The sequence below is a fragment of the Staphylococcus sp. EZ-P03 genome, from assembly GCF_003344575.1.
In the GTDB taxonomy this organism is placed as follows: domain Bacteria; phylum Bacillota; class Bacilli; order Staphylococcales; family Staphylococcaceae; genus Staphylococcus; species Staphylococcus simulans_B.
This window is the reverse complement of the sequence record NZ_QPMO01000008.1, coordinates 56,931-82,284: the sequence shown is the minus strand read 5'-3', so window position 1 is coordinate 82,284 and position 25,354 is coordinate 56,931. Positions and strand designations below refer to the sequence as shown.

Here is a 25,354-nt window from a genome sequence, read left to right as displayed (position 1 = left end):
TTTATCAGCCTTTTATTTTTGTTTGCCGTCTTTAATACGTGTTACAGGAATATCTTTAAGTACGTCATTAATGACATAACTTGCACAAATCAAACCTACAACACTTGGTACAAAAGCATTTGATGATGGCGGTATTTGTCCTTTTCTTGTTGCCGCATTTTTATCGCCAACAGTTTCCTTCACATCTTCTCTGATTACAATCGGACTTTCATCAGAGAATACTACAGGTACGCCCTTTTTAATCCCGTCTTTTTTAAGCTTTTGTCTAATGATTTTAGCAATCGGATCTGTATGTGTTTTTGAAATATCCGCAATTTGGAAGCGTGTAGGATCTGTCTTATTTGCAGCACCCATACTAGAAATCAATTTAATCCCGCGTTTTAAGCATTCTTCCATTAAGTGAACTTTGTAAATAATTGTATCGCTTGCATCAATGATATAGTCAATATCATAGTCATTGAACAGCGCTTCATATGTATCTTCGTTATAGAACATATGTAATGAAGTCACTTTACAATCCGGGTTAATCAACTTAATACGTTCTTCCATTAATGTTACTTTGCTTTGGCCGATTGTTGTCGTCAATGCATGCAGCTGGCGGTTAACATTTGTGATATCGACATCATCTTTATCGATCAAAATGATATGGCCGATATTTGTTCTTGCTAATGCTTCAGCAGCAAAAGAACCAACACCCCCAACGCCTAAAACAGCAACTGTTTGTTCTTTTAATAAATCCAGTCCTTCTTTACCATAAGCCAATTCATTACGTGAAAATTGATGCTTCATTCTACTTCTTACTCCTTTTGTATTACTTAACTAACATTGAACCATTATAACAAACTTTTGCAAGTTCATTTCTTAACATTTTCTAAACTTTTATAAAAAAAATACGCAGGACCGAAGTCCTACGTACGATAGAATCCGTTGTACCGTAGTTGTTAGCGCTTGATCATTTTGGCCTGCTAATTACAGGTGGGTGCCCTGTTTCTTGTTTTGCACGTCCTCCTATAGAGGCGTGTGCGCTGCAAGAAAACCTATTGGGCTCCCTGATCAAAGAGTGTTAGGTCAAAATACATACAGCAAACTACGAGTATTTCAGACGACTATCTTATAATTAAATATTACCACATTATTTCCAATTTGCAAATTTAAAAGCCCTTGAAATGGAAATATTTTATTAGTGACGAATACGTAAGGCTAACTCTTCAAGTTGTTTGTCAGATACTTCACTTGGTGCTTGTGTCATTAATGATACAGCTGATGCTGTTTTAGGGAATGCGATTGTGTCGCGCAAGTTTGTACGTCCTGTCAATAACATTACAAAACGGTCTAAACCTAATGCGATACCGCCATGTGGTGGTGCACCATATTTGAATGCATCAAGCAAGAAGCCGAATTGATCTTGTGCTTCTTCTTTTGTGAATCCAAGCACTTCAAACATTTTAGATTGAATGTCACCGTTGTGAATTCTGATTGAACCGCCGCCAAGTTCATAACCGTTTAATACGATATCATATGCTTTGGCTTGTGCATTTTCTGGTTCTGAGTCTAATTTTTCCAAGTCTTCATCTTTAGGAGATGTGAATGGATGGTGTGCTGCCACATAACGTTTTTCATCTTCGTCATATTCTAATAACGGCCAATCTGTTACCCATAAGAAGTTTAATTTGTCTTCGTCGATTAAACCTAACTCATGTGCAAGTTTCACACGCAATGCACCTAAACTTTGCGCTACAACACTTGGTTTGTCAGCAACGAATAATACTAAATCCCCTGCTTTTGCGCCTGTTAATGATTTTAATTTTTCAACATCTGCATCTTCGAAGAATCTTGCAATCGGACCGCTTAAACCGTCTTCAACAACTTTAACCCATGCTAATCCTTTAGCACCGTAGATATTAACAAATTCTGTTAATTTATCGATGTCTTTACGTGTATATTTGTCTGAAGCACCTTCTGCTACTAAGGCTTTAACTTCTCCGCCTTTTTCAACTGTATCTTTGAAAACTTTAAAGTCCATTGTTTGACCAAGTTCAGATACATCTAATAATTCCATGTCGAAACGTGTATCTGGTTTATCAGAACCGTAACGTGCCATTGCTTCTGCATAAGTCATGCGTGGGAATTGTTCAGTCAATTCGATGCCTTTCACGTCTTTTACGACTTTTTTAAGCATGTCTTCGCCCATTTCCATAACATCTTCTTGATCCACAAAACTCATTTCGATATCGACTTGTGTAAATTCCGGCTGTCTGTCTGCACGCAAGTCTTCGTCACGGAAACATTTAACGATTTGATAGTATTTGTCGAATCCGCTGATCATCAATAATTGTTTGAATAATTGCGGAGATTGCGGCAAGGCATAGAATTTTCCTTCATGCACACGAGAAGGAACTAAGTAGTCGCGTGCACCTTCAGGTGTTGATTTTGTTAAGAATGGTGTTTCAATATCTAAGAAACCTTCGTTATCAAGATATTCATGAATTGAACGTGTAATATGGTGACGCATTTTGATTGTTTGCGCCAACTCTTGTCTTCTTAAATCTAAATAACGATATTTCAAACGAATATTTTCGTCAACTTGTTGTGAATCATCGTTGATTGAAAACGGAGGTGTTTGTGCTTTGTTGATAATGTTGATTTTATCTACTTGCACTTCAACATTACCTGTTTTGATTTTATTATTGACTGTTTCAGGATCACGTTTAGTGACAGTACCTTCAACTTCGATGACATATTCTGAACGGATAGATTCTGCAATTTCTAATGCTTCTTTAGAAAAATCAGGGTTGAATACGATTTGTACATAGCCTTCGCGGTCACGCAAGTCTACGAAAATCAATCCGCCTAAGTCTCTGCGGTTATGCACCCATCCTTTCAATGTTACGTGCTGTCCTAAAAAGTCTTCAGTTACAAGACCACAATAAGTTGTTCTTTTACTCATTTTCATACTCTCCTCTTATTTTGCTTTCTTTTCTTCGAAATACGATACTAAATCTGTTAACTGAATACTTTCAGTTTCGCCGCTTTCCATGTGTTTAATATCGATTTTTCCATCTTCAAGTTCTTGATCACCGATAACAATGGTATATTCTGCACCGACACGGTTAGCTTGTTTCATTTGACCTTTGATTTTACGTTTCAAATAGTCTTTATCTGCTTTAATACCGTGATGACGCAAGTCGTTTAATAATTTAACGGCATAGCGATCTGCTTTGTCGCCCATTGTTACGACGAATAAGTCAAGATGATCTTCGTCTTCGATTTCGATACCTTCTTCTTCAAGTGCCAGCAATAAACGTTCGATACTTAAAGCAAAACCGATACCTGTTTGTTTAGGTCCGTCTAACAATTCAAGCAGACCATTGTATCTTCCGCCGCCGCATAACGTTGTGATTGCACCGTCGTAATCTGGACTATCAATCATCAATTCGAATGCTGTGTGTGTATAGTAGTCTAATCCGCGTACAAGATTTGGATCTTCTACATACGGAATGCCTAATTCATCTAAATAGCTTTTCACTTGTTCGAAATATGTTTTAGATTCTTCGTTAAGATATTCTGTAATACGCGGTGCTGTTTTAACAGCTTCTTTATCTCTATCGACTTTACAGTCAAGAATACGCATTGGATTTGTATACAAACGTGATTGACAATCACTGCAGAATGTATCGATAACAGGTTCGAAGTGTTCAATTAATGCTTGGTTGTATTCTTTGCGTGATTCAAAATCACCGACACTGTTAATCACTAATTTCAAGTGTTTTAAGCCGAATGATTGATAAATGTGCATTACCATGGCAAGTATTTCAGCATCAATACTTGGGTCTTGTGCACCAATCGCTTCTACACCGAATTGGTTGAATTGGCGATAACGTCCTTTTTGTTTACGTTCGTATCTGAACATAGGTCCGTTATAATACAATTTAATCGGCTGGTTCGGGTCGCCTTGCATTTTATTTTCAATATATGAACGCACAACTGCAGCTGTACCTTCAGGTCTTAATGTAATACTTCTGTCGCCTTTATCTTTAAATGTATACATTTCTTTTTGAACGACATCTGTAGAGTCGCCGACACCTCTCGCAAATAAATCTGTGCTTTCGAAAATCGGTGTACGGATTTCTTTATAATTATAAAGTTCCATTAACTCGTCTAATTTTGATTCAATATATCTCCATTTTCTGCTTTGATCAGGCAGTATATCTTGTGTACCGCGCGGTATATTTATCATCTCGTCACTTCCTTTTAGAAATAAAAAATCCCCTGCATGATATCACTATCACACAAGGGACGAATTTTCCGTGTTGCCACCCTAATTGAGCCGAAAAAATCAGCTCCACTTTAAACATTTAACGTATGTCTTACGGAAGTACAACAGCAAGTATTGCACTTCACCTCTTCTTGTGTTCAATATTGACACGCTTACTCTGCATAATCTTTCAGCCAAGGATTATTTCTCTTTTGCCATTTCGTAATGTCTATTCAAGAATCATAACGGTTTTAATTATTTTATTCAGATACTATCATAACGATTTTAAGCATTGATTGCAACTATTTAAGATGAAAAGTACATGCGCAGACCGTCAACAATTGCTTGTTCCAATACTTGACGATGCAATTTATCGCGAATCATCATTTCATCTGTCGGATTGCTGATATAACCTAATTCTATCAATACTGCCGGCAGTTTCGACTGTCTCAGTACTTGATAATTTTCTTGTCTTGCACCTTTAGGCGATAACAATCCTTTTTTCTGTATACTCATGCTCAAAGCTTCCGCAAGGCCTTCTTGCTGCTTCTTAAACCAGTATACTGTCACACCATTGGCTTCAGGTGATTTCAATGCATCATTATGTAAGCTGATAAATGCGTCGCCTTTGAAATTTCTGTCTTTCAATTTGACGTATTCATCTTTATCTCTTGTCATTTTGACTTTAGCGCCTTCTTGTTCTAATTTCTTTTTAAGTTCTAAACCTGTTTTCAAGGTGTAAACTTTTTCAAGTGAATTATATTTAGTTGAACTGGAAGCACCCTGGTCTCCTCCGCCATGACCAGGATCCAGTACAATCACTTTGCCTTTTAACGGCTTAGCATTCGGATCATTATCCGGAGGAATATCTAAATCCGTATGCCAGCCGGCAACCCAACCTTTATCTTTGCCGTCTTTTGTTTCTACATAGAGCCATTTGCCCCTTTTATCAATTTGATGAAAAGTTTGGCCTTTCTCAGCTGGAAAAATTTCAGGATAGACTGCGTTAGGTCCGGTTCTTAATTCTGCATCTTCTTTCATTGTGACACTATCATCATGTTTATATTGATAATTCGCTACCAATATGATGATAAAGACCAAAATGATAATTAGAATCAGGGCAATCAGCACGGGAATAGGTTTCAGTCTATTCTTTTTAAACCACCGTTCAATTCGGTTCATATCACTTTGCCGTCCTGACTTTCATAGATAATAGTTACAGGACCGTCATTTGCGATATCCACCAACATATCTGTTCCGAATTCACCTGTCTTCACTTCAAGATCGAATTGTCGTAACTCGTCATTTAAAGCTTCATACAAACGATTCGCTTCATCAGGAGCTTTTGAATTTGTAAATCCAGGTCTGTTGCCTTTCTTAACATCCGCATAAAGCGTGAATTGAGAAATCGACAATACAGAACCTCCGATTTGCTGAACATTCAAATTCATTTTTCCTTGTTCATCTTCAAATATTCTTGCATTTGCAATCTTTTTTGCTACTGCTTTCACATCTGCTTCTGTAGAATCTTGTCCGACACCGACCAATAAACATAAACCTTTCCCGATAGATGCGTTGATCGAGTCATTTGTTACAGATGCTTGTTTAACACGTTGTACTACTACTCTCATATAATAAACACCTCAGTTAGTTCCAGACTCTTGTAACTGTATAAACATCTCCTAGCTGTTTGATACGCTCAACAACTTTGAAGACTTCATTGACATTTTTAACCATAACACTCAAGTTAATGATAGCATTTTTCTCTACGTCAGATTTACCAGAAACCTTAACTAAATTACTATCTGTTGCATTCACTGCCTGCAATACTTCATTAAGCAGGCCGTTACGGTCATAAGCGGTTACTTCTAAATCAACTTGATAACGTTGTGTGGAGTCTTTTGATTTTACCCACTCCACATTGATTAAACGTTCTGTTTCGTTTTTAATGTTCGGACAATCGGTTCTGTGCACTTTAATACCATGTCCTTTAGTAATATAACCGACAATGTCGTCACCAGGTATTGGATTGCAGCATTTCGACAATTTAATCAATACGTTTTCTATACCTTCTACATACACGCCGCTGTCAGTTGTAATATTATCTTTAATCGGCACTGATTTTGTGACTTCTTGTGCTTCATTCAATGCACGCTGTTTATCAAGAATACGTTGTTTCTCAGTTAATTTGTTGACGATTTGAGAAGATGTCACACCGCCGAAACCGACTGCTGCGAATAAATCATCTTCGTTTGAGAAGTTGTATTTTTGATTCACAATTTCAATATTAGATTCAGTTAAAACATCTTCTGTTTTGAAACCTTGCTCTTTGATTTCAGCTTCTACCATGAATTTTCCTTTTTCAATGTTAGAAGAACGATCTTGTTTCTTGAAGAAACTTTTAATCTTGCTTTTAGCACTGGATGAACGCACAATTTTCAACCAATCGCGACTCGGTCCGTATGAATGTTTACTCGTACGGATTTCAACAATATCGCCGGTTTGCAGTACATAATCAATCGGTTCGATTTTACCGTTGACTTTCGCACCGATCATTTTATTGCCGACTTCACTATGCACAGCATAAGCAAAGTCAATCGGCACGGCACCATACGGCAGTTCGATAACATCACTTTGCGGTGTGAAGGCGTATACTTTATCACTTTGCAGATCAAACTTCAATGATTCCATAAATTCTTGAGCATCATTTGCTGTTTTATCCGCTTCAGCCAAATCTTTCAGCCATGATAATTTTTTAGCATAGCCTGAATTATCATCTGTTACTTTTTTGCCTTCTTTGTACGCCCAGTGTGCCGCAACCCCGTGTTCTGCTATTTCATGCATTTCATGCGTTCTGATTTGAATTTCCAGCGGGTCGCCGTTCGGACCTACTACTGTCGTATGCAAGGATTGATACATGTTTTGTTTCGGCATGGCAATATAGTCTTTAAATCTGCCTGGCATAGGTTTCCATAACGTATGTACCAAACCTAAGACCGCATAACAATCTTTAATCGAATCCACAATAATGCGGACTGCTAATAAGTCGAAAATCTGATCGAACTGTTTCTTTTGTTTCATCATTTTGCGATAAATGCTGTAGATATGCTTCGGACGACCATTAATTTCGCCTTCAATATGCATTTTATCCATCTCAGCACGAATACGTTCAATCGCATTCTTAATATACGCTTCACGCTCACTGCGCTTTTTCTTCATGAGATTAACAATACGGAAGTACTGTACGCCATCAATATAGCGCAGCGCAATATCTTCAAGTTCCCATTTAATGGTATTAATCCCTAAACGGTGTGCAAGCGGTGCATAAATTTCTAATGTTTCTTTAGAAATTCTGATTTGCTTTTCTCTCGGCATTGCTTTTAATGTTCGCATATTATGCAGTCTGTCGGCTAATTTTACTAAGATGACCCGAACATCTTTAGCGATCGCAATAAACAATTTACGATGGTTTTCAGCTTGTTGTTCTTCTTTAGAACGATACTTCACTTTCTTTAACTTAGTAACCCCTTCGACAATCATGGCTACTTCATCATTAAACATTGCTTTTACGTCATCAAATGTGTAAGGCGTATCCTCGATAACATCATGTAAAAAGCCCGCAACAATGGTCGGACCATCCAGATGCATTTCAGTTAAGATTCCAGCCACTTGAATGGGATGCATAATATATGGCAGACCATTTTTTCTGAATTGTCCTTGGTGTGCTTCATAAGCAATATGATAACTCTTAAGGACATGTTCATATTCTTCTTTACTTAAATAAGACTTTGCTTTGTACAGGACCTCGTCTGCACTGTACGGATATTCATTATTCACATTAGACACCCCCACATATTCATTTTTCATATAAATGTTATGTTTCAAGTATAAAGAGGCATACCGCATAGAATTCAGATGAATTTTATTTAAGTATTTTGAAAATGATGATAGGTTACCACTCCTATCTCATATACAATTGACCTCATTCTTTAACTGCGACCTACATTTATATTAAATAATATATCTATTCTACTATACATTGACAGATAATTGAACCTCTATACGAACCACATTGTTTAAACATTCACAATTATCCTGCAATATACAGCGAACCTTTTTTTATACGGAATTAATATTTATTTTAAAAATAAAAGTCTGATATTGCAAATAAATAAATGTATCGCCTGCCAAACGAAAGCAAGCGATACATTCTATTATTCATCGTATGAAATTAAACTTAATACTTCATAATCTTTTATTTTTTCAATACCATGCAAGTATTTCAATTCGATAATGAATGCAATACCAGCTACAATGCCGCCTAATTCTTCAACAAGTTTGATTGTTGCTTCAATTGTTCCGCCAGTTGCTAGCAAGTCATCAGTAATTAAGACACGTTGACCTGGTTTGATTGCGTCTTTATGCATTGTAAGAACGTTTGTGCCATACTCTAAGTCATATTCGTATTTAATGACCTCACGCGGTAATTTGCCCTCTTTTCTTACAGGTGCAAAACCAATTCCCATAGAGTAAGCAACCGGACATCCGATAATGAAACCGCGGGCTTCTGGTCCGACTACGATATCAACTTCTTTTTCTTTAGCAAAGTTGACGATTTGATCTGTAGCGTAGCCATAAGCTTCACCGTTATCCATAATTGTTGTGATGTCTTTAAAGTTTACGCCCTCTTTCGGCCAATCTTGTACCTCTGAAACATATTGTTTTAAATCCATTTCTATATATCCTCCTAATTACTTAGCTAGCTGTGCTTTAATCCAATTTTTAACTTTTGAAAAATCATCATACAATAAGAATTTTTCAACATCCATCCGCTTTTGTCTAGCTTGGTAAAGCTTGCTGGATGCTATGTCCTTTTTAACCACATTCTGGTTCACTTTGATTATACCATGATTATCCTCAATGAAATCCAATTCATTGAATACTTTGAGGATAAAAATGAGCAATGGCGGCTTGATTTTCAGAAATTCGCATAGCTGCATGCCGTCTTGCTGAAGATTGACTTCATTCTTAGCCATCAGTGCTTTATAGCAAGCTTTGAAATGATTCATACTCGGCATGCCGTCAAAGTAAATCGACTGCTTATGTTTTAATTCTAAAATAATCTGGCTCTCTTGCATGGAGTTCAGTGTCGTCTCCATTGTTTCTAAATTCAACGGCAATTCTTTAAACACATAGCGTTCATATGGTCTATCAATCATATTCCCATAATAATATTGATGTTCATGCGTCTTAGTTTGCTGTGCATTGATAATTTCTGCTGTAGAGGCTTCATCATGCATTTCATGCTGACGGGCTTTGCCTCTGAAATCAAGAATTTGAAGTGCTTCTGAAGCCATATCCTGCACCATGAACTGTGGTGATTGATTGCCGTTCCATTCATTAATTTGAAGCGCACCAATCATATTCAACGGTTCATTCGGTTCAAGCTGATTCGCATATTCGCCGTGCTGCCAATAAAGTGCTTGCAGTTTTGAATCCCCTAAAGTCATTTTTAAATGCTTGCCTTCTTGTCCGATACCTTTTGCTTGTTTGACAACAACATTATCAAGTTCGAACAACGGACTTGTAAAATCAGTACCGAACGGTCTCAGTTTTTGAATATCTGCGATATTTTTAACTGTGATGTCCGATTCTGTTAATACTAAATCCACTTTCTTTCTTGGTGTTAAGTCTTCTGTTTGCGCAATTTCTTCCATATGCTGATTCAGCGCTGCTTTCAAAGGTTCAATACTTTCAATCGGAAGTGTCATACCTGCTGCCATGTGGTGGCCGCCGAATTTCGAAATCAAGCTGCGTTCTTTATCTAGTATTTCATACATTGATACTTGCTCGATACTTCGTGCTGAACCTTTCGCAAAGTCTTGTGCAGTATCGATATTTAAAATAATTGTCGGTAAGCCGTATGTTTCTACGATACGTGAAGCAACGATACCTAAAACACCTTCATGCCAGCCTTCTTTAGCGAGAATTAAGAAACGATTTCCTGCATCGACTTCTGCTTGTGCCATCTCTAAGGCTTCTTCCGCAATTTCTTGAACGATATCTTTTCGTTCTTGATTAAAGTGTTCAACTTGTTCAGCTAAGAACTCAGCTTCTTCTGCACTTTCGCACATTAATAATTCTGCAGCTAATCCTGCATCATCCAAACGGCCGACCGCATTTAATCTCGGACCGATAATAAAGCCGATAGTTTCTTCAGTAATCACATCGTTATGACCTGCTTGATTCAATAAAGCTGTGATTGAATCAAACGGCTGATCGTTCATAACTTTCAAACCTTGTTGAACAATGGCACGGTTTTCATCTGTTAATGAGACTAAATCCGCTACAGTACCGATGGCTGCTAAAGCAGTAAAGGATGGTGATGGATGATCCAGCAATGCTTGTGCAATTTTCAGTGCAACACCGGCACCGCTTAAATATTTGAACGGATAATCAAATTCAGGATGCATTGGATGTACGATTGCATAGGCATCCGGCAATGTTTCACCGATTTCATGGTGATCGGTCACAATCACATCGATACCCAATGATTTTGCGACTTCCATTTCATGATGGCCCTGAATGCCGTTATCGACTGTAATAATTAGATTAATACCTTCATCAGCCGCATTTTTAAATGCTGCTTCGTTCGGGCCATAACCTTCTGTGAATCGATTCGGTATGTACCAGCCGACTTCAGCTCCCAATTCACGTAAAGCCGTAACTAAAATAGAAGTAGACGTAACACCATCCGCATCATAATCTCCATAAACCAAAATGCGCTCCTTTTTGTCGAGTGCATGATTGATTCTATCAACAGTCTTCTGCATATCGCTTAATAAAAACGGATCATGTTTCAACTGAGATGGTACAAGCAGTTTTTGAATCTCCTCTTGTGCAACAATACCTTTGCTTTGCAGTACTTTTTGCACAATCGGTGTTAATTTCAATGATTGTACAACTTCAGGTGCGATTTCCGTATTATTTTGTTGTAAGTCCCATTTATACTTAGCTTTAATCATAGAACGACTTCCCTCTTTTCCACATGTCATTATACAGAAGAACCCAAAAAATAAAAAGCAACTTCTACTGAAATACTGTTTTTCTTTCGAATGAAAAACTCCCAGACTGAAAAAGTCTGAGAGTTAATACCAAAATCAAATTAAACTAGGATTTTATCTTCGTTTTTACGTTTTTCACGATGAACTACAAGTTTTTGATTTGGTGCATTTTTAAGTTGTTTTTTCTTCATCATGCCCCATAACGGAACGGCAATGAAGATAGATGAGAATACCCCAGAAACTAAACCGATTAATAATGCCAGTGCAAAGTTAAAGATACTTGATGCACCGAAGATTAATAATGCTACGACTACAATCACAACAGTCAATACTGTATTGATGGAACGTGTCATTGTTTGTCGGATAGAACGGTTTACAATTTTATCAATTTGTTCCGGTTTGGTAATAACTTTCATCTTATGCAAGTTCTCACGTACACGGTCGAATGTAACGATAGTATCGTTGATAGAGTAACCGATAATTGTTAACACTGCAGCGATGAATGTTACATCGACTTCGACTCTGAAGAGACTGAACACTGCGACAATCATAAATGCGTCATGCAGCAATGCAATGATGGATGAAAGACCCATACGCCATTCGAATCGTAATGAAATGTAAATAATCATACCGATCGATGCGTAAATCAGAGATAATAATGCGTTTTTCGCAATCTCTTGTCCGATTACAGGCGATACTGTGTTGACAGTCGGATCGTTGCCGAATTCTTTTTTCATCATTGATTTGACTTTAGCCACTTCATTTTTCGATAAATCTTCTTTGAATTGAACTGATGCACTGTCGTTATTGCCTGATAGTGCAACTCTGTCTGCTTTCAGACCTGCATCTTCAATCTTTTTAGTGACTTCTTGTTGTGTAATTTTGTGATCTGCTTTCATATCAACACGTGTACCGCTGGTAAAGTCGATACCTAGGTTCAGTTTGAAGATAAACAGAATCACGATACCTGCAACGATAACCACACCGCTTGCCCAGAACAATGGTTTAGCAAGCTTCATAAAGTTCCAGTGGTCATAAGGTGTTTTCAATTGATACACATCGATACCTTCGTTGATATCATGTCTATGCTTTTTATTAACACCGAATAATCCAAAGCTTTTCTTGAAGTAATTTGATTGTACAAGCAGTGATAATAAAATACGTGTTAAGAATACTGCTGTTACGAAACTCATAAGAATCGCAAGTAATAACATTGTTGCGAAACCTTTAACTGCACTTTCACCGAAGAAGAACAGTACAGCTGCGGCTAAGACAGTTGTTAAGTTCGCATCTAAAATAGTGATGAAGGAACTCTTATTAGCTTTATGGAACGCTTGTTTCAACGTTCGTCCGATTCTCAATTCATCTTTGATACGTTCATACATGATAATGTTCGCATCGACTGCCATACCGACACCTAATACGAGTGCGGCTAAACCTGGCAATGTTAGCACACCATGAATGAAGTTGAATGCAACAAGTGTTAAATAAATATATGTTGTCAACGTAATCACGGCAATGATACCCGGCAATCTGTAGAATCCTACCATGAATAAATAAATAATGCCGACACCTAATAATGATCCGAAGATTGTTTTATCAAGTGCATCTTGACCAAATTGTGCACCTACTGAGTTAGAGTAGATTTCTTTTAATTGAACCGGTAATGAACCAGAGTTCAATAAGTCCGCAATTTGTTTGGCTTTTTGTACGCCTTCCTCACCGTTGAATCCGCCGGAAATCTCTACGCTGTCTGAGTTGATTGGTTGATCAACTGAAGCGGCTGATACGTATTTCGGATCTTTTTTATCTTTTTCTTTTTGGTAACTGTCGCCTTTTTCAAAGTCCAACCAAACAACCATTACGTTTTCTTTGCGTTTTGAAATCTCTTCAGTTACTTTTTTGAACTTTTTGCTGTCTTTCAATTTAAACGTAACTGCCGGCTGATTTGTATTCTGCTTGAATTCTTGTTTCGCAGAACCTTGAACTAAATCCTTACCTGTTAATTTAACATTGTCATCAGAGTCTCGAATTGTTAAATTCGCTTGTGAAGATAAAATATCCCTTGCCTCATTTTGGTTTTTAACACCCGCTAATTGTACACGGATACGGTTATTATCTTCCACTGTAATTTTAGGTTCAGATACCCCTAAAACGTTAACCCTGTTTTCTAATGTCTTGGCTGTGGCTTGTACAGCCTTATCGTCTATCTTATCACCCTTTTGCAATGGATTTACTTGGTAAAGTACCTCAAATCCACCTTGAAGGTCCAAGCCTAAACGAACATCTTTAATTACACTCTTATATGTAGCTCCCATGCCTGCAAATAGCAAAACAACAAGTAACAAGAATGCAATTATTCTACTGTTTTTCTTCACATGAACACCTCATTATTTACTTATGTAAATAGCATACTTGATTTTTCAAACCAACTGCAAGCCAAAACTGCACTGCATAATGTGAATTGTTTTGACATACAATCTATTTGAATGAACCTTTATAGCTTACTACATCCTTCCTTCACTTTCAAAACAGACCGCATTCAAATTCATGCATATTTCAACTTAATTTATAATGCGATTTAATTACGGTTGAACTATACAGAATCCTATTAAGTCGTATTCCAATAATGAATTATACACGCTCTAGCACTAATTTAAAACTATTTTTCAAGGAAGTGAAGTATTTCAAATGAACAAAAACACCCCGTACAAATCCTCTAAGGATCTATACGGGATGTGATGTTGTTAATCTATGTACAGGAATTGCTTGATTAAAAAACCTATACTTTGTTAACGCAATATGCGATTAGTCTGGATTAACTTGTTTAACAGCACCTTTTTCAAAAGTGATTTGAGTGCCTTTATCGTTAACTGAAATCACAACTGTTGTTTCATCAACTGCGCGAACCACACCTTTGATTCCGCCGATTGTTGTAACGTGTTGTCCTGATTCCAAACGATTCACCATTTCGCGGTGTTCTTTTTGACGCTTTTGTTGTGGTCTGATCATGAAGAACCACATTAAAGCTAGTAATGCAATAGGTAAAATAAGACCGGTTAAATTCACAAACATTCTCCTTTAATTAAAAGTTTTTAGGATTTTCTTCATTCAATCCATATTGTTCGAAGAATTCCTCTTTAAAATCTAAAAGACGATCTTCCCGAATGGCCTGTCTGATATCCTCCATTAATTTTAACAGAAAATACAAATTATGGTAAGTAGTTAGACGTATACCGAAAGTTTCTTCCTCTTTTATCAAATGGCGAAGATATGCTCTAGAATAATTACGGCATGTATAGCAATCGCAATTTTCGTCCAATGGACCTAAATCTTCCGCATACTTAGCATTTTTAATTACGACACGGCCATTTGAAGTCATACATGTACCATTTCTGGCAATACGTGTAGGCAAGACACAATCAAACATGTCCATACCTCTGATACTGCATTCAATTAATGCATCAGGAGAACCTACACCCATTAAATAGCGCGGTTTATCTTTCGGCATAAATTGTTCTGTATGTTCAACCATATCATACATGACTGGTTTAGGCTCACCTACAGATAATCCGCCGATAGCGTAACCTGGAAAATCAAGTTTGACTAATTCTTCAGCACTTTGCTGACGCAAGTCTTTATATTCTCCGCCTTGGATAATACCGAATAATGCTTGATCCTCAGTACGCTGATGCGCTGCTTTGCATCGTGCAGCCCATCTTGTTGTACGTTCGATAGAATCTTTAACATATTCGTATTCTGCCGGCATCGGAGGACATTCATCAAAAGCCATCATAATATCTGATCCTAAATCATTTTGAATTTCCATTGATTTTTCTGGACTTAAAAAGAGTTTAGAACCATTTTTATGATGTCTGAAGTGTACGCCTTCTTCTGTGATTTTACGCAGATTGCTTAAACTGAAGACTTGGAATCCGCCTGAATCTGTAAGAATCGGACCATCCCAGTTCATAAATTTATGCAGGCCGCCAGCGCGTTTGATAATTTCACTGCCCGGCTGAAGCCATAAATGGTATGTGTTTCCTAAGATGATTTCTGCGTTGATCGCACGCAAGTCTTCTGGACTCATTGTTTTTACTGTGGCTTTTGTTCCAACTGGCATAAACATCGGTGTTTCGAAAGAACCATGCGGTGTATGCACAATTCCTAACCTCGCACCGGATTGTTTACATGTTTTAATATGTTCATAAGTTACTGCAGGCATAACTTTTTCACGACTCCCTTAAATAATTAACATTGCATCGCCGAAACTGAAGAAACGATATTTCATCTCAACAGCTGTTTGATATGCATTTAAAATGTATTGTTTTGAACTGAATGCGGAAACCAGCATGACAAGTGTTGATTTAGGCAAATGGAAATTCGTAATTAAACCATCAATAGCTTTGAATTCAAAGCCTGGATAAATAAATATATCTGTCCAACCGCTTTTTGCTACGAATTGGTCATGGTCTCTGCGTATCGTTTCAAGTGTTCTTGTCGAAGTTGTACCCACAGAGATAATTCGTTTTCCTTGTGCCTTAGTTTCATTCAATAAATCCGCTGTTGCTTGCGACATTTGATAGTACTCGCTATGCATTTTGTGATCGTCGATGTTTTCCACACTGACAGGCCTAAAAGTGCCTAATCCGACATGTAGCGTTACAAAAGCAAGGTTCACTTGTTTTTCTTTCAGCTGTTCTAATAATGCGTCTGTAAAATGCAGACCTGCTGTTGGTGCAGCTGCAGAACCCGCTGCTTTTGCATACACTGTTTGATAGCGATCAGGATCATCTAAGCGCTCTTTGATGTATGGCGGCAAAGGCATTTCTCCAAGCTCATCCAAACGTTCTTGCAAAATACCTTCATACGATAAACGCATGATGCGTCCGCCTTGTTCTAATTCTTTTATACATTCAGCAATGATTTTGCCTTCGCCGAATGATAATTTTTGTCCAACTTTAATACGCTTGGCAGGTTTCAGCAATACTTCCCAATCATCGCCTTCTATTTGTGTCAGCATCAGCATTTCAACTTTTGCTTTTGTATCTTCTTTTATTCCGAATAAACGTGCAGGCATCACTTTCGTATCATTTAATACCAATGTGTCGCCTGGGTTGATATATTCTAAAATATCTTTAAAGTGACGATGTTCAATTTCGCCATTCGTTTTATGCAGCACTAACAAACGACTAGTATCTCTGTTTTTTAAAGGCGTTTGTGCAATCAATGATTCTGGCAAATGGTAATCAAATTCTTCAATATTCAAAATCGTCCCTCTTTCCATGTTCTGTACCAAAGTGTTCGTAAGCTAGGGGTGTTGCTTTTCTGCCTCTAGGCGTACGTTCTAAAAACCCTTTTTGAATCAAGAAAGGTTCATAGACATCTTCAATAGTAATACGTTCTTCTCCGATTGAAACTGCAATAGTGTCTAAACCGACAGGTCCGCCGTTATATTGGTTTATAATACAACGCATCATTTTATGGTCAATATAATCTAAACCATAATCATCTACCTGCAAGAGCTGTAAAGCACGTTTTGTCGTTTCAATATAAATTTTGTCATCTTCATTTACTTGTTGGAAATCACGGACACGTTTTAATAATCGATTCGCAATACGCGGTGTACCGCGGCTGCGTTTAGCAAGTTCAACTGCACTTTCATCATCGATTTCAGTATCCAAGACATCTGCTGTTCTTTTAATAATATCTTTGAGTTCATTTTCTTTATAAAACTCTAAACGCAGATGGACACCAAAGCGATCGCGCAGCGGACCAGTTAAACTGCCGGCTCTCGTAGTGGCTCCAACCAGTGTAAACGGAGGCAAATCAATGCGGATACTTCTCGCTTCTTCGCCTTTTCCGATAACAATATCTAAATAAAAGTCCTCCATTGCAGGATAAAGCACTTCTTCTACTACACTGCTCAAGCGATGGATTTCATCAATAAATAAGACATCGCCCGGCTGCAAGCCATTGAGTATGGCTGCTAAGTCGCCTGGGCGTTCAATTGCAGGACCGGTTACTGTTCTGATATTGACACCCATTTCATTCGCAATAATATTAGACAGTGTCGTTTTACCGAGTCCAGGGGGACCGAATAATAAGACATGGTCTAATGGCTCTTCACGCATTTTAGCTGCTTTGATAAAAACTTCTAAATTGGCTTTAATTGAAGCTTGGCCAATATATTGTCTTAGTAAATGCGGTCTTAATGATAATTCAAATGAATATTCATCATCATGCACGGACTGATCTACCATTCTGTCATCCATTTTGTCCCCTCCTTATTACAAATTTATGAAATAAGCAGTTTCAAACCTGCTTTGACTGCATCGTCTACAGACTCGAAATGTTCTGCATTGAGTTTCTTTTCAACTTTATTCAATTCACGTTTAGAATAGCCTAAGGCATCTAAAGCAAGCAATGCTTCTTCAACAACAGGGTCATTGCCAGACACATTGCTGTCGGGCTGCGTTAATAAAGTACTTGCGCTTTCTTCGGTAATTTTAACTTTGCCTTTCAAGTCTAAAATAATTTGTCTGGCTGTCTTTTTACCGATGCCCGGAAACTCCGTTAAATACGCTTCGTTTTCATTTTCAATTCCGATTTTAACTTCGTTCGGGGTACTGGCAGCTAAAATTGCTAAAGCTGATTTAGGACCGATACCCGTTACTTTATTCAGACTTAAGAACATTTCTTTTTCTTCTTCAGAAACAAATCCGTAAAGTAATTGCGCATCTTCTCTTACTACTAAGGAAGTATAAATGACAACTTCCTTTTGATAAGATGATTGAAAACGATAAGAGTTCGGTGTTTGAATCTCATAACCGACGCCATTCGTTTCAACCACAACATGTGTTGGAAAAAGCTGCGTCAATTGCCCTTTTATATATGCATACATGCCGTCACTTCCTTACATGGACATACTTATAATTTCTACTTTATATACATTTTCTATATTTCTCAACGCATAAATCACATCTTCCATTGAGGCCTGACTGCCAGCTGAATTCAAAGATAGTGTAATGGTTGCTTTATCTTCCATAGGAATACTTTGATGAATCGTTAATATCGACATTTGAATTTGAGATATCGTATTGAGAACTTGCGCAAGCATACCTACCTTGTCATGCACATAAAGAATAATCGTAAACTCTTTGCTTTCCTCCATCTTTTCATCAATGGGGAAAATAGTATCTTTGTACTTATAAAACGCACTGCGGGATAAACCGAACTTTTTCACTGCTTCGTAAATGGATAAGTGCGGATTTTCCTTTAAAGCGTCTTTAATCTGCAATGTTTTGATCACAGATTCAGGCAGTACATCTTCTCGTATCAGATAGAACTTCTTAACTTGTTTATCGTTCACTTAGACACCTCTATTCAACGAATTCAAATTCTCCGCCTAAAATTCTGACGATATCTCCATTTTTCGCTCCGCGTTCTCGTAATGCATCATCAATACCCATTGAACGCATTTGACGTGCAAAGCGTCTGACTGCAGGATCACTGTTAAAGTCAGTCATCTTGAACATTCTTTCAATTGCTTTGCCGCTGACAACATAAGCCGCATCATCATCACGCGTGATCGTAAATGTATCTTGTGATGGTGTGTGTTTATAAAGTACACGGTTTACACCTAATGCTTCATCATCTTCTTTAGAGAAGTCTACATCTTTGTACTCTTCTAATTTATCAGCTACCGCATAGAGCAATTGATCGATATTGTCGCGTGTGTATGCTGAAACTGGAATGATTTCAATATCTTTGCCGACAGATGCTTTGAATAATTCTAAATTATCTTCTGAATCAGGCAAATCCATTTTGTTCGCAACAACAATCTGCGGACGATCTTCTAATCGCTGACCATAAGATTTCAATTCGTTATTAATCGTTTCATAGTCTTCTAACGGGTCTCTGCCTTCAGAACCGCTCATATCGATAACATGTACAATAACTTTTGTTCTTTCGACATGTCGCAAGAATTGATGGCCTAAACCGACACCTTCAGAAGCCCCTTCGATTAATCCTGGCAAGTCTGCCATAACAAAGCTTCTGCCATCCGGTGTTGAAACCACACCTAAATTAGGTTTGATAGTAGTAAAATGGTAAGCACCGATTTTAGGCTTAGCTTTTGACACTGTAGAAAGCAATGTAGATTTACCGACACTTGGGAAACCGACAAGTCCTACATCCGCTAATAATTTCAATTCTAATGTAACTTCAATTTCTTCGCCTGGTTCGCCGTTTTCACTGAAATCAGGCGCAGGGTTTCTTGGTGTCGCAAAACGAGAGTTGCCTCGTCCGCCGCGGCCGCCTTTGGCAATGACTGCACGTTGGCCGTTTTCAACTAAATCCGCTAGAACTTCGCCTGTTTCAACTTCTTTGATAATAGTGCCTGGCGGTACTTTAAGTACTAAATCCTCCGCATTTCTGCCGTGCATGTTGCTGCCTTGACCGCCTTCACCGCGTTTCGCTTTGAATTGGCGTTGGTATCTGAAGTCAAGCAATGTTCTTAATCCTTCATCTACTTCGAATATCACTGATGCACCGCGACCGCCATCGCCGCCTGCTGGTCCTCCGAATGGAACATATTTCTCTCTTCTGTATGCTGTAATGCCGTTACCGCCGTCACCAGCTTTTAATAGTATTTTCACTTGATCGACAAACATGTTTCTCACCTCTTTTTTATATGTTTTCTAATGCAATATCTAGAATATTATATCATTATTTATGTACCCAGAGAAATAAAGACAAAAATAAAACACCAGAAGTTAAACTTCTGGTGTTGCGTCAACAAAATTACTCAGCTGCAGCGTAAACTGAAACTTGTTTTTTGTTACGGCCTTTGCGTTCGAATTTAACAACGCCGTCAATTTTAGCGAATAATGTGTCATCGCCGCCGCGACCTACATTTTCACCAGCGTAAATTTTAGTTCCGCGTTGACGGAATAAAATAGAACCGCCTGTTACGAATTGTCCGTCAGCACGTTTAGCGCCAAGACGTTTAGATTCAGAGTCACGTCCGTTTTTAGTAGAACTTACCCCTTTTTTCGATGCGAAGAATTGTAAGTTTAATTTTAACATCTGGATACACCTCACTTATAATTTAATTTTATATTATCTTGGTATTCGTCTTCAATAGTTTGAAGCGAAACGAGCATTGCTTGCAAAATTAATTGCGCTTGATCATCGTTTACGTTTACACTTCGGATGTGGAAATAACCTCCATCATCGTCGTAATCAATATCGGGTCTTTCAGATGTTAATCCAAGAATGGCATTTACACTTCCAAATAAGACAGCTGAAGCTCCAGCACAGACAATATCATGACCATACTCGCCATGTTCAGCATGACCATCCATGATGACATCTGTAACTTGACCTTCATCGTTAAACGAAACGTCTATATTTATCATGATTAAGCGTTGATTTTGTCGATTGTTAATTTAGTGTATGGTTGACGATGGCCTTTTTTACGTTTATAGTCTTTACGACGTTTGTAAGTAAATACAGTGATTTTCTTACCGCGACCTTGTTTGTTTACTGTAGCTGTTACAGTAGCACCTTCTACTGTTGGAGCACCAACTTTAACTGAGTCTCCGCCTACAAATAAAACTTTGTCAAAAGTGAAAGCGTCACCTTCATTTACGTCTAATTTTTCAACGTAGATTTCTTGACCTTCTTCTACTTTAATTTGTTTACCGCCTGTTTCGATAATAGCAAACATACTTTGCACCTCCTATAAAATAAGTCACGCCATATATAGGTGATACACATGGTATTCTTAAACCTATATTTGAGCGGTTGTATGTAGCTATAAACTACTCAACTGCTAAAGCTTACCATCCTTATGCTTTCCTGTCAATTGACAAATCTAATTTTTTTACGATTTTTCTAATCAAGCTGAAAATAATAATTAACAGTAATAAATTGATGAAAGCAGTAGGCAGCATCCTGAATAAAATAAACTCGCCTAAATTAAATCGAATCAACCCAAGGAGTCCATATATAATAACTTGATAGATTTCAAAAATGATTGTGAATATCCAAACACCCAAGAAAATCATTGTATGATCGCGATAATAAACTTTAAAGAAAAAGTCCATTAAAATCACGAATAATAAATAACCAAAAGTGTTCAGACCATAAATCGTACCGTAATACAAATCAGTTGTTAACCCGAAAATAATTGCAAGTACCACTGCAATGCTTGGCTTCTTATATATTGTAATCATCAGCAAGTACATCAAAAGAAGATGCGGTACAAAGATAATACTCTTACCGGAAATCTGCATCGGGATGACTAATGCGATGAGCGCATCAAGATAAAACAATACCGCCCCTATCAAAAAATAACAAAATGCACGCATTATTCATCACCGCTTTCGTCAGGAAGTGTTTGAGGATCGCGTTGTGCGACATAGACATGACCTAAATCACTTAAATCAGCCGCTGTTTTCACTCTCACTTCTTTAGAAAGACCGTATTGATCGTTTTCGACTTTTGTAACTTCTCCAATATATAAGTTGCTCGGCAATTGTTCAGCAAGTCCGCTTGTTACGACTTTATCGCCTTTGGCAATTTTGTCTTTGTTGTCTATATCGCTGATCACTAATTCATTTGTTTTAGTATCGTAGTGATTGATAAGACCGAAAACTTTGTTTGAATTATGTTGAATATTGACTGCTAATTTACCATTTCTTGATGATGTAGAAAGCAAATCGACTTGAGATGAAAACTGATTGACTTTCGAAACTCTGCCGACTAAACCTTTCGTCGTAATCACTGCTTGGTTTTGTTTGACACCCGCTTTTTTACCTTTGTCGATAATCGCTTTATTCATCCATTGATCTGGATTTCTGGCAATTACCGTAGCACTCAAAGGTTCGTATTTGGATATGTCTTTAATATCAAGCTCTTTGCGGAAATCTTTGTTTTCTGCTTTTAAACGTTCGTTTTCCGCTTCCAATTGCTTAATTTTATTTTTATCTTTCTCAGATGATTTCCCATCGAATAAGCCGCTGATTGAACCAGTCACCATATGTAATGGGTAAGATAGTACGCGTTGCGGAACTGAAACAGTATCACCGACATATTGTTCCACCGGAGACTGGTGATGTGATCTGATCGATAACCCTATTAATGATATAAATAGAATCAGGGAACAGAAAATAACAATCAGTTTGTTATTTTTAAAAAACTTGGACAACCTGAACACCTCTATTAACTCAATTTTTCATATCTCATTTTATTTTATATTACTCTGTTCGTTATATAAAGTACGAACCCCCTATTTTATAACTCACTTTACAAAATAAAAGAGCATCAACAAATTCAAATCAATTTGCTGATACTCCAAAGTGTTTTTTACTCTATTATTATTTCAAAAATCAGCTTTTAATGTTAATCCCTGCATTCCTAACGTGAATCATTTCTTCTGGCTGTTGTTGTCTTTCTCGTCTTCTTTATACAGTGTTTCTTCTTTTCTCCACTGTTCGAATAGTTTTTGTGCTTTTGATTGTTCGTCAGCTTTCTTACCATTCGCTTGTTTACTCATTGCAAACACCAAACCTCTCTTTTTAATGATTCAACACAAGGTTAACGCAAGACAGGTATATTTTCAAGATTCTTAACTGTTGAAGTGCTTTTACTTAAAAGCCGAAACCGGCTGCATCTGTATATTTTGCTGCATCGCTCTCAAATCCTGCTGCAATTCGATTTCAGTCGCATAGATTCGTATTTCTTTCGAACCGAAGCGATACATAATAAATTGATTCCCGCGCTGTCCGATTAAATATTTATCATTATATCCCATTCTGCTGATTCCGCTGACGTCCATAAATTCTTGTTTGTCCAGCATGCCGAAGATATTTTTAGTCTGACTTGCAGGCATGTTATTTAATAAATCGTTCTTTTCAACAACGTAACGCTGACCTGGTTTGAAGTCTTCAACAGGTACGTTACCTCCATGATAAGAGGAATACGTCGTTTTGTTGCTGATAGGATTCCACTCTTGTTCCTTTAAGAACGGTGCGTATTTCAATGCAAAAAATACGATAACAATAATACATACAACAGCGATGATATTTTTTATAATGTTGAAGAGAAAACGCATGCTCACACCGCCTCATTATTATTGTCTTTATTTTAGCCGAAAATATAAATGTTTGCATCAGACTAGAGAATGACTTCAAATGTCTATCCCAGGACTGATGCATCGTCTGATAGTTTCGGTTAAAATGTAATTAAAGGAGTGGCGACCATGTCAATTTTAACAATAATATTAATAGTACTGCTTATTGGACTGCTCTTTAGAGTGGGCATTTCATTATTGCGTTTTATTATAAAATTAGCGATATTAGCATTAGTAGTTTATCTCGCTTATCAAGGCGTTGTTTGGTTGAATGATTACTTCCAGCTGCATCTCTTTTAAGCGAAATAGATAATCTCCCCGATTATACACAACAAGTATAGTCGGGTTTTATTATGCATCAAAATATCCCTTTTCCACCATACTCAAATACTTAGCATCTCCAATAATGATATGATCGAGCACTTCTATTCCAAGTACTCTGCCGCACTCCTGCAAACGTTGTGTTGTTCGTATATCTTCTTTAGAAGGCGTAACATCCCCAGAAGGATGATTATGTACGACAATAATCGCATTGCTCGACCATTTAATTGCAGCTTTAAATACTTCCCTTGGATGAACAACAGACGAATTCAATGTCCCTACAAATATCACTTCATGACGAATAACTATATTTTTCGAATTCAAAAATAAAACTTCGAACTGCTCATGCTTTAAATGCATCATCCTAGACATAAAATAGTCCGCCGCATCTTGCGGTGAATTGATTTTCACTTTCTCTTTTTGATCCGGCGCATTCATGCGTTCTCCTAATTCAAAGGCAGCTTTTAAAATCACCGCTTTATACAAACCAATCCCTTTAACTTGTGTCATATCGTCTAATGACAACAGCTTCAAATCTTTGAGGTTCGTCGTTAAATGCAGTAAGTCCTGAGCAAGTTCCACACTAGACTTTCCTTTAGTGCCTGTATTAATTAATATTGCCAGCAATTCTGATTCAGACAACTTGTCTGCACCTTTCGTCACCAGCTTTTCTCTGGGTTTATCACAATCTGGTAATTGTTTAATGTTCAATTTTCATGCTCCTATCAGTTAAAGTTGAAAAAATATAAAAGGTCTGCGTACAAGACAGAGGTTGATACAAAAGAAAGAAATATAAAAGGAATTAACGGTATGTGAAGGATACGTTTCTTACCCAACAAGTATATTAAAATAATACAACCGCCAATAATAAATGTGATGCAGAATAAAAAAAGGAAAAAGAGATACGGAACTATAAGGCTGATGACAGAGAATAGGAAGATATCACCATACCCTATTGCATAACACGATACAAAGAACAACAAATGCAGCAAGCCTACAATAAAAAAGTTGAAAACATAAATCTGAGGTGCAAGCGTGAGTGCGGTAATGAAAGTGATAAGGAGATAATGCAGAGGAATAGTTTGTGTTTGAATGTCATATAATGCAGCCGCAATCAATAATAAATAAAGCGCTGTAAACAAATCTTGAGGCAACAGGACAACATGATAACTTAACAGCAATACAGGCATACATGCCAAGATCTCACCTGCTAAATAAAGGATGGATAACTGTGCATGGCAATACCTGCATCTCCCCCTTAATAAAAGGAAACTTGCAACTGGAATCAAATCATACCATTGAATCGGCTGCCTGCAATGTTCGCATTGAGAGCGCTGTTTAAAATACCTGAAACTTAATTGTCTTACATGACACAATTGAAATAAGAAGCTTTCTAAAATAAGACATATTAATGATGATAAAAGAAGCGTCAGGTGCTTCACCCACTTTCTGAAATAATATCTTATTATACGCCCCTGTTTATGATTTAACAAATATAATTATTTTAAAATCAAATATGATAATTATGTACCGTTTTAAGTTCAAAAAAACGCTTTTTACCCTTCTATATAAAAA

The 25,354-nt window shown here is 37.4% G+C and carries 26 protein-coding genes, 1 other RNA gene and 1 other annotated feature; of the genes, 1 reads left to right on the top strand and 26 read right to left on the bottom strand.

The window, feature by feature from the left end; translation table 11 throughout:
• Positions 1–12: 12 nt before the first annotated feature.
• The 24 genes from DVJ99_RS03910 to DVJ99_RS03800 all read right to left on the bottom strand — a co-directional run bounded on the left by DVJ99_RS03910 (position 13) and on the right by DVJ99_RS03800 (position 23,440).
• Positions 13–789, bottom strand: a complete 777-nt coding sequence (locus DVJ99_RS03910; RefSeq protein ID WP_114603219.1) for a tRNA threonylcarbamoyladenosine dehydratase — start codon at positions 787–789, stop codon at positions 13–15.
• Positions 790–917: 128 nt separating this feature from the next.
• Positions 918–1,108: non-coding RNA, 6S RNA (ssrS, locus tag DVJ99_RS03905), on the bottom strand.
• 72 nt (positions 1,109–1,180) lie between these two features.
• Positions 1,181–2,947, bottom strand: a complete 1,767-nt coding sequence (gene aspS / locus DVJ99_RS03900; RefSeq protein WP_114603218.1) for an aspartate--tRNA ligase — start codon at positions 2,945–2,947, stop codon at positions 1,181–1,183.
• Between the two features lie 15 nt (positions 2,948–2,962).
• Complete coding sequence (hisS, locus tag DVJ99_RS03895; protein ID WP_114603217.1) at positions 2,963–4,237, bottom strand: histidine--tRNA ligase; 1,275 nt, start codon at positions 4,235–4,237, stop codon at positions 2,963–2,965.
• 324 nt (positions 4,238–4,561) lie between these two features.
• Positions 4,562–5,437 (bottom strand): N-acetylmuramoyl-L-alanine amidase, encoded by an 876-nt coding sequence (locus DVJ99_RS03890; protein ID WP_114603216.1) that lies wholly within the window; start codon positions 5,435–5,437, stop codon positions 4,562–4,564.
• Positions 5,434–5,886, bottom strand: coding sequence for a D-aminoacyl-tRNA deacylase (gene dtd / locus DVJ99_RS03885; RefSeq protein WP_105992626.1), 453 nt, complete (start codon positions 5,884–5,886; stop codon positions 5,434–5,436). The genes DVJ99_RS03890 and dtd overlap by 4 nt, the downstream gene beginning before the upstream one ends.
• A gap of 16 nt (positions 5,887–5,902) precedes the next feature.
• Positions 5,903–8,092 (bottom strand): RelA/SpoT family protein, encoded by a 2,190-nt coding sequence (locus tag DVJ99_RS03880; RefSeq protein WP_105992625.1) that lies wholly within the window; start codon positions 8,090–8,092, stop codon positions 5,903–5,905.
• Positions 8,093–8,469: 377 nt separating this feature from the next.
• Positions 8,470–8,988, bottom strand: a complete 519-nt coding sequence (locus DVJ99_RS03875; RefSeq protein WP_105992624.1) for an adenine phosphoribosyltransferase — start codon at positions 8,986–8,988, stop codon at positions 8,470–8,472.
• 18 nt (positions 8,989–9,006) lie between these two features.
• A complete protein-coding gene (recJ, locus tag DVJ99_RS03870; protein WP_114603215.1) occupies positions 9,007–11,280 on the bottom strand; it encodes a single-stranded-DNA-specific exonuclease RecJ in 2,274 nt (757 codons plus the stop codon).
• A 140-nt stretch (positions 11,281–11,420) separates the two neighbouring features.
• Positions 11,421–13,697: a protein translocase subunit SecDF gene (gene secDF / locus DVJ99_RS03865; protein WP_114603214.1), complete on the bottom strand. Its 2,277-nt coding sequence runs from the start codon at positions 13,695–13,697 to the stop codon at positions 11,421–11,423.
• A 430-nt stretch (positions 13,698–14,127) separates the two neighbouring features.
• On the bottom strand, positions 14,128–14,388 hold the full coding sequence (gene yajC / locus DVJ99_RS03860; RefSeq protein ID WP_002481121.1) for a preprotein translocase subunit YajC: 261 nt from the start codon (positions 14,386–14,388) through the stop codon (positions 14,128–14,130).
• 16 nt (positions 14,389–14,404) lie between these two features.
• Entirely contained in the window at positions 14,405–15,544 is a 1,140-nt protein-coding gene (gene tgt, locus DVJ99_RS03855; protein WP_114603213.1) for a tRNA guanosine(34) transglycosylase Tgt, read from the bottom strand.
• 18 nt (positions 15,545–15,562) lie between these two features.
• The gene (gene queA, locus DVJ99_RS03850; protein WP_114603212.1) at positions 15,563–16,588 is read right to left on the bottom strand and encodes a tRNA preQ1(34) S-adenosylmethionine ribosyltransferase-isomerase QueA; all 1,026 of its coding nucleotides are present in this window, start codon (positions 16,586–16,588) and stop codon (positions 15,563–15,565) included.
• Positions 16,578–17,594 (bottom strand): Holliday junction branch migration DNA helicase RuvB, encoded by a 1,017-nt coding sequence (ruvB, locus tag DVJ99_RS03845; RefSeq protein ID WP_105992619.1) that lies wholly within the window; start codon positions 17,592–17,594, stop codon positions 16,578–16,580. The genes queA and ruvB overlap by 11 nt, the downstream gene beginning before the upstream one ends.
• Positions 17,595–17,617: 23 nt before the next feature.
• The gene (gene ruvA / locus DVJ99_RS03840) at positions 17,618–18,223 is read right to left on the bottom strand and encodes a Holliday junction branch migration protein RuvA (protein WP_114603211.1); all 606 of its coding nucleotides are present in this window, start codon (positions 18,221–18,223) and stop codon (positions 17,618–17,620) included.
• Positions 18,224–18,235: 12 nt separating this feature from the next.
• Positions 18,236–18,691 (bottom strand): ACT domain-containing protein, encoded by a 456-nt coding sequence (locus DVJ99_RS03835; RefSeq protein WP_114603210.1) that lies wholly within the window; start codon positions 18,689–18,691, stop codon positions 18,236–18,238.
• A gap of 10 nt (positions 18,692–18,701) precedes the next feature.
• On the bottom strand, positions 18,702–19,994 hold the full coding sequence (gene obgE / locus DVJ99_RS03830; RefSeq protein WP_105992616.1) for a GTPase ObgE: 1,293 nt from the start codon (positions 19,992–19,994) through the stop codon (positions 18,702–18,704).
• 130 nt (positions 19,995–20,124) lie between these two features.
• Positions 20,125–20,409, bottom strand: coding sequence for a 50S ribosomal protein L27 (gene rpmA, locus DVJ99_RS03825; protein ID WP_105992615.1), 285 nt, complete (start codon positions 20,407–20,409; stop codon positions 20,125–20,127).
• 11 nt (positions 20,410–20,420) lie between these two features.
• Positions 20,421–20,741, bottom strand: a complete 321-nt coding sequence (locus tag DVJ99_RS03820) for a ribosomal-processing cysteine protease Prp (RefSeq protein ID WP_105992614.1) — start codon at positions 20,739–20,741, stop codon at positions 20,421–20,423.
• Positions 20,742–20,743: 2 nt separating this feature from the next.
• The gene (rplU, locus tag DVJ99_RS03815) at positions 20,744–21,052 is read right to left on the bottom strand and encodes a 50S ribosomal protein L21 (RefSeq protein ID WP_105992613.1); all 309 of its coding nucleotides are present in this window, start codon (positions 21,050–21,052) and stop codon (positions 20,744–20,746) included.
• A 12-nt stretch (positions 21,053–21,064) separates the two neighbouring features.
• Positions 21,065–21,141, bottom strand: a sequence feature (ribosomal protein L21 leader region).
• 32 nt (positions 21,142–21,173) lie between these two features.
• Positions 21,174–21,695: a rod shape-determining protein MreD gene (gene mreD, locus DVJ99_RS03810; RefSeq protein WP_114603209.1), complete on the bottom strand. Its 522-nt coding sequence runs from the start codon at positions 21,693–21,695 to the stop codon at positions 21,174–21,176.
• A complete protein-coding gene (gene mreC / locus DVJ99_RS03805) occupies positions 21,695–22,534 on the bottom strand; it encodes a rod shape-determining protein MreC (RefSeq protein ID WP_114603208.1) in 840 nt (279 codons plus the stop codon). Before mreC ends, mreD begins: the two co-directional genes overlap by 1 nt.
• Before the next feature lie 219 nt (positions 22,535–22,753).
• The gene (locus tag DVJ99_RS13395) at positions 22,754–22,882 is read right to left on the bottom strand and encodes a hypothetical protein (protein WP_267894437.1); all 129 of its coding nucleotides are present in this window, start codon (positions 22,880–22,882) and stop codon (positions 22,754–22,756) included.
• 90 nt (positions 22,883–22,972) lie between these two features.
• Positions 22,973–23,440, bottom strand: a complete 468-nt coding sequence (locus DVJ99_RS03800; protein WP_114603207.1) for a DUF4930 family protein — start codon at positions 23,438–23,440, stop codon at positions 22,973–22,975.
• A gap of 147 nt (positions 23,441–23,587) precedes the next feature.
• Between DVJ99_RS03800 and DVJ99_RS13100 the strand changes: the two genes are divergently transcribed.
• Positions 23,588–23,758, top strand: a complete 171-nt coding sequence (locus tag DVJ99_RS13100) for a hypothetical protein (protein ID WP_162912134.1) — start codon at positions 23,588–23,590, stop codon at positions 23,756–23,758.
• 51 nt (positions 23,759–23,809) lie between these two features.
• Here DVJ99_RS13100 and radC read toward each other — a convergent pair whose 3' ends face one another.
• Both radC and DVJ99_RS13465 read right to left on the bottom strand, forming a co-directional pair.
• Complete coding sequence (radC, locus tag DVJ99_RS03795; protein ID WP_114603206.1) at positions 23,810–24,490, bottom strand: RadC family protein; 681 nt, start codon at positions 24,488–24,490, stop codon at positions 23,810–23,812.
• Positions 24,491–24,504: 14 nt separating this feature from the next.
• Entirely contained in the window at positions 24,505–25,221 is a 717-nt protein-coding gene (locus DVJ99_RS13465) for an A24 family peptidase (protein ID WP_162912133.1), read from the bottom strand.
• Positions 25,222–25,354 lie beyond the last annotated feature (133 nt).